At 63.2% G+C, this 9,516-nt stretch carries 10 protein-coding genes; 2 read left to right on the forward strand and 8 right to left on the reverse strand.

Features of this window, described 5'->3' with window-relative positions; all coding sequences use genetic code 11:
* Positions 1–81: 81 nt before the first annotated feature.
* The gene (locus ACLGL5_RS00750; protein WP_019863645.1) at positions 82–336 is read left to right on the forward strand and encodes a helix-turn-helix domain-containing protein; all 255 of its coding nucleotides are present in this window, start codon (positions 82–84) and stop codon (positions 334–336) included.
* Positions 336–1,661: a type II toxin-antitoxin system HipA family toxin gene (locus ACLGL5_RS00755; protein ID WP_494372729.1), complete on the forward strand. Its 1,326-nt coding sequence runs from the start codon at positions 336–338 to the stop codon at positions 1,659–1,661. The genes ACLGL5_RS00750 and ACLGL5_RS00755 overlap by 1 nt, the downstream gene beginning before the upstream one ends.
* A gap of 186 nt (positions 1,662–1,847) precedes the next feature.
* Here the strand turns inward: ACLGL5_RS00755 and ACLGL5_RS00760 are convergent, their stop codons facing one another.
* From ACLGL5_RS00760 to ACLGL5_RS00795, 8 genes are all read right to left on the reverse strand, one after another.
* Positions 1,848–2,291 carry a CopG family transcriptional regulator gene (locus tag ACLGL5_RS00760; RefSeq protein ID WP_199201991.1) on the reverse strand — a complete coding sequence of 148 codons (444 nt, stop codon included), beginning with the start codon at positions 2,289–2,291 and terminating at the stop codon, positions 1,848–1,850.
* Positions 2,292–2,296: 5 nt separating this feature from the next.
* The gene (locus tag ACLGL5_RS00765; protein WP_199202389.1) at positions 2,297–4,285 is read right to left on the reverse strand and encodes a conjugal transfer protein TraG; all 1,989 of its coding nucleotides are present in this window, start codon (positions 4,283–4,285) and stop codon (positions 2,297–2,299) included.
* A 22-nt stretch (positions 4,286–4,307) separates the two neighbouring features.
* Positions 4,308–6,047, reverse strand: coding sequence for a relaxase/mobilization nuclease domain-containing protein (locus ACLGL5_RS00770; RefSeq protein ID WP_199202388.1), 1,740 nt, complete (start codon positions 6,045–6,047; stop codon positions 4,308–4,310).
* Positions 6,048–6,290: 243 nt separating this feature from the next.
* Positions 6,291–7,067, reverse strand: a complete 777-nt coding sequence (locus ACLGL5_RS00775) for a lytic transglycosylase domain-containing protein (protein WP_027047851.1) — start codon at positions 7,065–7,067, stop codon at positions 6,291–6,293.
* A complete protein-coding gene (locus tag ACLGL5_RS00780; RefSeq protein ID WP_019863635.1) occupies positions 7,064–7,393 on the reverse strand; it encodes a DUF736 domain-containing protein in 330 nt (109 codons plus the stop codon). The genes ACLGL5_RS00775 and ACLGL5_RS00780 overlap by 4 nt, the downstream gene beginning before the upstream one ends.
* Before the next feature lie 35 nt (positions 7,394–7,428).
* Positions 7,429–7,974, reverse strand: a complete 546-nt coding sequence (locus ACLGL5_RS00785) for a S26 family signal peptidase (RefSeq protein ID WP_199201988.1) — start codon at positions 7,972–7,974, stop codon at positions 7,429–7,431.
* Positions 7,971–8,462, reverse strand: a complete 492-nt coding sequence (locus ACLGL5_RS00790) for a DUF2840 domain-containing protein (RefSeq protein WP_027047850.1) — start codon at positions 8,460–8,462, stop codon at positions 7,971–7,973. Before ACLGL5_RS00790 ends, ACLGL5_RS00785 begins: the two co-directional genes overlap by 4 nt.
* Positions 8,459–9,511, reverse strand: a complete 1,053-nt coding sequence (locus tag ACLGL5_RS00795; RefSeq protein ID WP_027047849.1) for a replication initiator protein A — start codon at positions 9,509–9,511, stop codon at positions 8,459–8,461. The genes ACLGL5_RS00790 and ACLGL5_RS00795 overlap by 4 nt, the downstream gene beginning before the upstream one ends.
* Positions 9,512–9,516 lie beyond the last annotated feature (5 nt).

A 9,516-nucleotide genomic window follows, 5' to 3' on the forward strand; every position in this document is an offset into this window, starting at 1 on the left:
CGTATACTCCAATTTTATACGCAACTCCGTATATTGACGATCAATACGCGATCGCGCATATTGCGGGCGTGGAGACCCATCATGATAGACCAGATCGCTCGGAACGAAAAACAACTCGGGGCCATTCTGCGCCGCGCCCGCAAGAACGCCGGGCTCACACAGGGCTCGCTCGGCAACCAGATCCACTTGCGCCAGGGTACGGTCTCCCGCCTCGAGGCCGGCGAGCCCGCGATGCAACTCCGCACCTTGATGGCCGCCCTCTCCGCCCTCGACCTTGAACTCGTCGTGCGCGCGCGCAGCAAAGGCAGCTCTGCTGATATCGAGGATCTGTTCTGATGGCACGTCGCCGGGTTCACATCCCCCTGAATGTCTTCCTGAACGGGCGCCTGGTCGGCATCCTGCGCAGGGAATCGACGGGCGCCATCGACTTCCAATACGCCCGCGAATGGCTGGACTGGCGCGGCACCTTCCCGATCTCACTCTCGCTTCCTTTGCGGGAAGACCGCTATATCGGCACGCCGGTGACCAACGTCTTCGACAACCTGCTTCCCGACAATGACGCCATACGCAGGCGTGTTGCCGAACGGGTAGGCGCCGACGGCACCGACCCCTACAGCATGCTGGCTGCGCTCGGCCATGACTGCGTCGGTGCGTTGCAATTCCTGCCCGATGGCATGGATCCAGGCCCTCCCGGCAGTGTCGAAGGCAAGCCGGTCAGCAACGAGGACGTCGCCGGAATCATCGAGAACCTTGCCGCCGCTCCGCTAGGCCTCGGCGAGGATGAGGACTTTCGCATTTCGATTGCCGGCGCGCAGGAAAAGACCGCACTGCTGCGCAAGGACGGAGGCTGGTTCAAACCGATCGGCACGGCAGCGACCACCCATATCCTGAAGCCGCAGATCGGCCGGCTGCCGAACGGCATCGATCTCTCCAACAGCGTCGAGAACGAGTATCTGTGCCTTAGGCTGCTGCAAGTGTTTGGCGTTCCCGCCGCCCAGGCGCAGATCGCTGACTTCGGCAAGCGCCGCACGCTGATCGTGGAACGCTTCGACCGGCTGTGGGCCCGCGACGGCCGCCTCCTGCGCCTGCCGCAGGAAGATATCTGTCAAGCGCTGTCGGTGCCGCCGACGCGCAAGTACCAGTCCGACGGCGGCCCCGGGATGCGGGAGATTATCGAGCTCTTGAAGGGCAGCGATACGCCTGATGAAGACATCGCCACCTTCTTGCGCACCTGCATCTTGTTCTGGCTGATTGGCGCGACCGATGGCCACGCCAAGAATTTCAGTATTTTTCTGAGCCCTGGGGGACAATTCCGCATGACGCCCCTTTACGACGTGCTGACCGCGCAGCCCAGCCTTGATACCGGACAGATCCCTCGCAAGAAATTCAAACTGGCAATGTCGGTCGGCAGGAACAATCACTATTCGGTACCTGAAATCATGCCACGCCACTTCCTGAAGACCGCTGACATTGCCGGCGTGGGCACCCCTGTCATGCGCAGAATTTTCGATGACATTGCTGAAAACGTGGAGAAGCAGGCCGACGAGGTGATCATCTCCTTGCCCCGTGGCTTTCCTGAGCAGCTTGTCGACTCAGTCAAGTCGGCTATCGGCAAGCGGGCGGCTCTTCTCACCGATAACAAGGCTGATGCCATCGATTGATCAAGTTGCGACGAACCGGCTGCCGGGACTTGCTCGCTCATCCTGTTGCCGCGGCTGATCATCATCGGTCGTCATTGGTACGCCAACTTTGTCGTCGCGTGATCGCCAGGGGCGTCGAGTATACCCATCATCATGATGAACATGGCCATCAGGCTCCAAGCCAGCCAATGATTGACCTGCAATCCGTCAGGGTGGGTTTTCGCTATTGTCCGTCGGATTGATATCTTCGGAAATCTCCTGTCGCAGTTTCGGCCCCTTCGCCAGGCGTCTGCCCAGGGCCGTCACGAAGGCTTCGTAGCGTTCGGCCGCCTTGGCGCGCGCGGCCTGGGCGGCGGGCTCGGGCAACGCCGGCGTTGTCGCCAGCCAGAAGCGGACAAAGACCGCCAGTGTCTCGACCGCAATGCCGATATCGCGCTCCTGCCTGGCCAGGCGCCGATCGACCTGATCGAGGCGCTTGGCGATAGCGGCCTCGCGGCGTGCATCCGCATCCGGCGACAGGAAGGAAGCGAGTGCTGCTTCCGCAATCATGGATTGGGGTTGACCGCGCCGCGCCGCATAATCGCCAAGCATCGTCATGATGGCCTGGTCGAGATAAACGGAAATCTGCACTTTCCTTTTGCGAGCCGTCATGGCGCCTACAGCTCCATGCCGTCATCGGGGTCCAGGGAAACCTGCCGTGCAACACCCTGCATGAGGCGCGCCAGGCGCCGGTTGCGGACCGCATCATGGTCGTCGGCATCGTCGTCCGGTTCCATATCGAATTCGTTTTCGATCGGCGCCGCTTTCTCGACCGCCTGCGCCCGATTGAGTTCGGCCTGCAGGCGGCGCTCCGACCCCGTTGGATCACCATCGTCCTGCTGAAGCATGCCGGAAGCTTGCGTCGCCTCAGAGTGAGCCAGGACCGGCAACTGGCTCCAGTCGTCAGGCTCGGCTTCTCCGGACCGCGCCAGTTCGGGTGGCGGCAACACGCGCTCCTTAAAACTGGTGTCCTCGTAATATCGGGCCTTCTTGGCTCTGATTGGCGGCAACCCCGCCACCATGACGATCTCGTCGGTCGGCGGAAGCTGCATGATCTCGCCAGGAGTGAGCAACTGCCGCGCCGTCTCTTGTCTCGACACCATGAGATGCCCGAGCCAGGGCGAGAGCCGGTGACCGGCATAGTTCTTCATCGCCCGCATTTCGGTTGCCGTGCCGAGTGCGTCCGAGACCCGCTTGGCAGTTCTCTCGTCGTTCGTGGCGAAGCTGACGCGGACATGACAATTGTCGAGGACCGAGTTGTTGGGACCGTAGGCCTTCTCGATCTGGTTGAGCGACTGCGTGATGAGAAAGCTTTTCAGGCCATAGCCCGCCATGAAGGCCAACGCGCTCTCGAAGAAATCGAGGCGGCCCAGTGCCGGGAACTCGTCCAACATCAGAAGCAACCGGTGGCGGGTTGTCTTGGTAGGCAGGTCCTCAGTGAGGCGGCGACCGATCTGATTGAGGATGAGGCGGATAAGCGGTTTGGTCCGGTTGATGTCCGAAGGCGGCACGACGAGATAGAGCGTTGCTGGTTGCCTCCCCCCGACGATGTCGCGAATTCGCCAGTCGCAGCGCCGTGTCACGCCGGCGACAACCGGATCGCGGTAGAGACCGAGGAAGGACATCGCGGTGGACAGCACGCCTGAGCGTTCATTGTCGGATTTGTTGAGCAGCTCGCGCGCCGCACTGGCGATGACCGGATGCGGGCCGGCGTCACCGAGATGCGCGGTCTTCATCATCGCGGCAAGCGTCGATTCTATCGGGCGCTTCGGATCGGAAAGAAAGGCGGCGACGCCGGCGAGCGTCTTGTCCTGCTCGGCGTAGAGAACGTGGAGGATCGCGCCGACCAGCAGCGCGTGACTGGTCTTCTCCCAATGGTTGCGCTTTTCCAGGCTCCCTTCCGGATCGACAAGAATGTCGGCGATGTTCTGGACGTCGCGGACCTCCCATTCGCCGCGGCGGACTTCCAGAAGCGGATTGTAGGCTGACGATCGCGAATTGGTCGGATCGAAAAGCAGCACGCGACCGTGCAGAGCGCGAAAGCCTGCGGTGAGCTGCCAGTTCTCGCCCTTGATGTCGTGGACGATCGCCGAGCCCGGCCAGGTCAAAAGCGAAGGCACCACCAGGCCGACACCCTTGCCGGACCGGGTCGGGGCGAAGCACAACACATGCTCAGGCCCATCGTGGCGCAGATAATGGCGATCATAACGCCCGAGCACGACACCATCGTTGTCGATCAGGCCCGCTGCCTCGACCTCCCGCTTATCAGCCCAGCGCGCCGACCCGTAGGTCTGAACAGTCTTGGCTTCACGCGCCCGCCACACCGACATGCCGATGGCAACAATGATCGAGAGGAAGCCACCAGACACGGCGATCAAGCCGCCTTTCACGAAGATAGACGGGGCGTAGGCGTCGTAGAAATACCACCACCAGAACAGAGCGGGCGGATAGTAAATGGGCAGCCCAGCGATCTCGAACCAGGGTGGACCAAGCCCGGCCTGGAAACCGAGTTGCCAGGCGGTCCATTGCGTTGCCACCCAGGTCGTCAAGAGGACGATCAGGAAGACCGTGAGTATCTGACCCCACAGGATTTTCGTGGCGGACATGGCGTGCTCCTTTCATCTGGTTTCAGAGGCCGAGCCCCTTCTTGCGGCCAAAACTCCAGTCGATGCCGCCATCGCCGCGCACGACACCGGAGACGTGCCGGCCGAGATGCTTTTCGAGTGAGGGCGTCCAGGGGACGAACTGGAAGCCGAGCCCGTCGTCGATCATGGCGAAACGGCCGGAGGCGAGTGACAAGCGCTGGCGATAGGCGCCGGCAACGAAGTCTCCGCTGGCGGCGCGCTTGAAGGGCTTACCAGTGTCGGCCGCGAGCCTGTCGCCAAGCGTCCCCAGTTCCACCCGCCGCAGTGTATCGAGCAAGCTTCGGGTGAAGATGATGCGTCTGCCTTGCCGCTCCGCGAGCCCCTGTTTGACAAGATGTTCGGCGCGCCGGTCGAGGGCGTCGCGAACCTCGGCGCCGAAGCCGGACTCGGCCAGGGCGGCCGGTTCGCGCGCGATTGCCTGACGGTCGAGCCAGGTCGCACCCGATGCCGTGATCTGCTGATCCACGCCAAGATCGGAGCGCACGGCGAGTGCGGCCCGGCCTTGACCGCGCGCATCATCGAATTTGCGCAGCTCGACAATCGATCCCGGTGCGCTGTCGCCAGCCGCCTCCAGATCGGAAAGCTTGATGTGATGGGTGCGTCCGTCGATGCCGTCGACAACAGCATAGGCCGTGCCGATCAGTTCGTCATCGAGCCCACGATCGACCAGCCGGCCGATAACCGGCGTCTCCAGGCTTTCCGCGGCCAGGACATAATTGGCTGAGCCATGCTCGATGCCAGCCGCACTCATCGCGCGATGGATGCGCTTGATGATGTCGCCGCGTTCGCCTAGCTCGCGCAGTGCTGCTTCGGCCCGTTCGTCAATTGCCCATTGGCCAGGCCCGGCCTGTTGGGCAAGACCAAGGGTCTCGAGCTTGCGCAGGCGGCCGATCTTCAGCGCGTTATACTCGTCCGGTTGCCTTTGGCGAGATGGCGCGAGATCGATGATCCCGCTGTCACGGCTGTCGCGAAGCAACTGCCGATCGAGTTGCGTCCACCGCTCGGACTGGATCTGGCTTTCGAGCCTGTGGCGGATATCGAGATCGGTGCGCGGACCCAGTTCCTGGGTGACCAGATCGCGAGCCCGGTCGCGCATGCCTTCCTTGATGTAGTCACGCGCGATGACCAGATCCTGGCCATCGTCGCGGACGCCACGCACGATCAGGTGAATGTGGGGATGCTCGGTGTTCCAGTGATCGACCGCCACCCAGTCGAGCCGCGTGTCGAGGTCCTTCTCCATCTGCCCCACCAGATCGCGGGTGAAGGCGTTGAGGTCCGCCATCTCGAGAGCGTCGTCCGGCGACACGATGAAGCGGAAATGGTGACGATCGTCCTTGGCGCGCGCGGCGAAGGAAGCGGCGTCGGCATTCTCCGTCTCCGGACCGAACAACTGCCCCTTCTCCCCGTCCCGGCTGACACCCTCGCGGCGCAGATAGTTGAGGTGGGTGCCAAGTGGAGCGGCGCGCGCGGAATGACGGACGACGCGCGCCTTGACGACGGCGCCGCGCGACCGCGAGGTGATGAGGCGGTTGGCCTGGATGCTGGCGCGCTGACCGTGACCAAAGCGGGAGCGGCTTGCTTGTACAATCCGGCCCGAGCGCGAAATACCGCCGCCGGCCTTTTTCGCCGCGGCCAAAACCTGCGCGATGAAGGGCCGGGCCTGCTGGGCGCGCGTGGAGCGGATGCGCCCGGGTCGAATGCGAAACTCGCGCTTATCAGCCATGGCGCGGCACCGCAATGTGGAAAAAGAAAAACAAATACAATATGTTGGCTTCTTCATGCACATTGCGCCAGTGGCCGGCAATGTGCGGAACACGCCAGAAAATCAAGCAAGAACAACCACCCGACCGCCGCGCAACGTGCGCCCTTTTATCCTGCCATCCCTCGGTTGTTGCCCTGTGCTCTGCTCGCCTCATTGGCTGCGACGTCAAACGAGAGACCAGGGAGCGATCTGACGGAGACTTCGTCATCGCTGCGATGTCCGGACGTCGGAACCCGTGAACAGCTGGCGCGGCTGCGAACCGGCCGCGAAAAGTCTGCGCGCCAACGGCGGCGACGAGATCTCGACGGAAGCGTTGTCGCCGGACGAAAGACCGGAAGCGGCCATCGACCCGGACCGGGCCGGAAACAGCGGCGCGGCCTTCCAGCTGATAATCTTGGCATGACCGGCGGTGAACGCGCCGGCTGCATCACCGCCGCCCCAGAAAGGGCGGAGCGTCGCAACATAGGCCCGGGTCTCGGCCGGCAGCGGACGCCCCTTCAAGGAGGCTTCGTAACGCCCTGGCCCGGCATTGTAGGCGGCGAGGAAGCCCGGTGAACCGTATCGATCATAGAGCTCGCGAAGATAAGCGGCGCCTGCAAGGATGTTGTCATGTGGATCATAGGGATCGCGGCCGAGCTGGTGGCGAAGGCGCAGCTCGGCAAAGGTATCGGGCATGATCTGCATCAAGCCCACGGCCCCCTTTCGCGAAACAGCGCGCGGGTCGCGGGCGCTTTCGAGGTGCATGATTGCCCGAATCCAGCGCTCGGGAACACGGAAGCGATGCGACGCCTCGGCGATAGGTGCTTCATAAGGATCCTCCGCGGATTTGCGCGGGGCCGGCGCGGACTGTGCCAGCGCCCCCGTCATTGCGTGACAGACCATCAGCATGCCAGCGATAAGCCAGAGTGCTTCACGCCGACCAGGCAACCGACTGACGGGTCGGCTTCCGTCCGCACGTTTCGGCGCCGATGGCCCACTCATCGAGCACGCTCCGGCCGCGGCTTCGGCCGGATCCAGCGCAGCGACCAGGAGCCGTCGTCGGATTGGAACAGACCGGCGCGAAAGCGCCGGCCAAACAGCGGATCTTCCAACCGGAACGACAGATAGGCGCCAGCCGTCTGTCCGGTTTCCTTCCAGGCCGCGCCGACCTCGGGGCCGCTGCCGTCGCCGATGTGGATGCGAAAATCCGGCGCTTTGTCGTCAGATGTTTTTGTGGGCACAAGCACCAGCTCGGCATCCACGAGCAGCGTTCGAATGCGTCCGGAATAACCCGATTCTGTTTTTTGGAAGACGCCGATCTCGGCCATGGATTATCTCCTATCTGTTGTTGGCTGGACTGAATTCAGTTCGCCGGAGCGAGCCAGGTGTAGTGGCCATCGCCCCTCTCGTCGGTCCAAAGCGGCAGCGCGGCTCCGACGATCGAGCTCGTCGGAAACGGCCCGAAATAGCGGCCGTCGAGACTGTCTTCGACTGCTCGGTTCATGACGAAGATCTCGGCGGCGGCGATGACGCGGCAACCCTGCCATTCAGGCAGCGCGCGCCCCTTGCGGTCGCGCTCCTGCGCTGCACCCACCGCAAGTCCGTTCACCATGATGACGCGGCCTGCGCGGCAGACTTGGCTCCCAGGAAGTCCCTCGATGTGCTTCAGCATCGGCACGCCGAGCGGAAGGTAGCCACGCCTGGCGGCGAACCTGGCGACCTTGTCTGGCGGTGCGAGGACAGCGAGCGCGCCAGCCGTCGGAACGGCCATTTTCCTGATCGCATAGAGCCCAAGCGGCGCGCTGGCCGATGCATTCCACAGCAGCAGCGGCGGCATTTTCATGACAGCCGGAGCGACCGCCGCGACGACGGCCGCAAGCGCTGCGACCATGCAAGCGACGCGGCTCATGACGTCGCTCGCTTGCGCAACAGAAAGGCCCGGTGCTGGTCGAGCGAATAGGCACGCGGCGTTGCGCCGGCGACCAGACGGTTGTGGGTCTGACGCCAATAGTCTGGTGCGGCCTCGACCGGATCGAGGCCGATCGCCTCGATCGTATCGATCCGTTGGAGAACCCGCTCAACCTTGTCCCAGCCGGCGACCTTGAGGAGGATCTCGCCGCCTGGCCGGATGTAGGGCAGCGTCTGATAAGGTTCAGCGGGCAAGACGGCGCGCACGATGTCGATGCGCGAAACGACAGTACCAAAGTCATTCGCCGCCCAGCGCACGAACGCAAAAACACTGCCCGGCGCAAATCCGACGACGCGCCGCTGCTTGTCGATGATCGTCTCATGGGATGGACGTCCGAAGCGGATGCGATGCTCGACCCGCTTCTCGATCCAGATCAGCTCGACCGTCGTGAGGTTGCCGCGCGACGTAGATTGGGGAGACGACGTCATGTGTCGTCTCCCTCGCGCCGGCCAACGCATCGCCTCTTCTGCCCACCGTCAGTCCGCAGCTTGCTCGCAAGACTGTTAGATTGAGAGTTAGACTCTAAGTTAAGGGCGTGATTTTCCGTTGCGGGCCCGTTCCTTAAGGCCGATCGCGGTTCCCGAAAGCACGAGGATGCGGTTCCCGTTGGCACGATAGTTCGGGTTCCCGATGGCACGATCCTGTCCACCGACGCGGGCGCCGGTTCGAAAGCCAACAGCACACGGCCGCTGGCTTCGACCTCCGTGAAGAGCAGATATCCCGGCAAGGGTTGGCGGCGCACGATGTCACGCAGCTCGAAGGCAAAGCGCTTGAGCGGCGAGAGGCTGCCGGACTTCTGATGCAGGTGCCGGATGTCGAAACGCCAACCGGCGCGCTGGCGTCCGCCATGCTTGCGCACCAGCCGATAGAGCCACCGATCCAGGCCGCCCGTCAGTCCGAAATAGGCACGGTCAATCGTCAGGATGAGCGCATCGTCGATAACGGCGCGATAGAACCAATCGGGCAGGATCAATTCGACGCCGAGCGGGCGGCCGTTTCGATCGAAGCGCTCCTGCCATTCATTGATCCATGAGAAGCGATGGCGCCGGCCTTCGGCGGGCTGGCGAATGGAGGTGACGACGCTTGTCGACTGCAGGCGGTCGAGCGCCGCCTTGAGGCGCAAATAGTCTCGCTTCGAGACGCCGCGGCCGACGAAGGTGAGCATTTCGTATGGTGTCGCAGCCATCAGGCGCGACGTGCGCAATCCGGCGTCCCGCGCGTTGACGATCTGGCTCGCGGCCCAGATCAGGATATCGGCATCCCAGATCGTCGCCATGCCGTGGTCGGGCATCGCTTCGACGCGGATCGCGATATCGCCGGCGCGAAAGTCGATCGGCGCGATGCGCCTGGATTTGGAAAGCGAGAAGAAGGGATAGGCCATAAGATCCTGCGCATCGCGTGGCGCGACGACACCGGGCAGCGCGTGGAACAGATCAAGCTGTCCGCGTTCCGACGGTTGGCGTGTGCGTCCAGACATAGGAG

It is taken from the genome of Mesorhizobium sp. U510, from assembly GCF_059180695.1.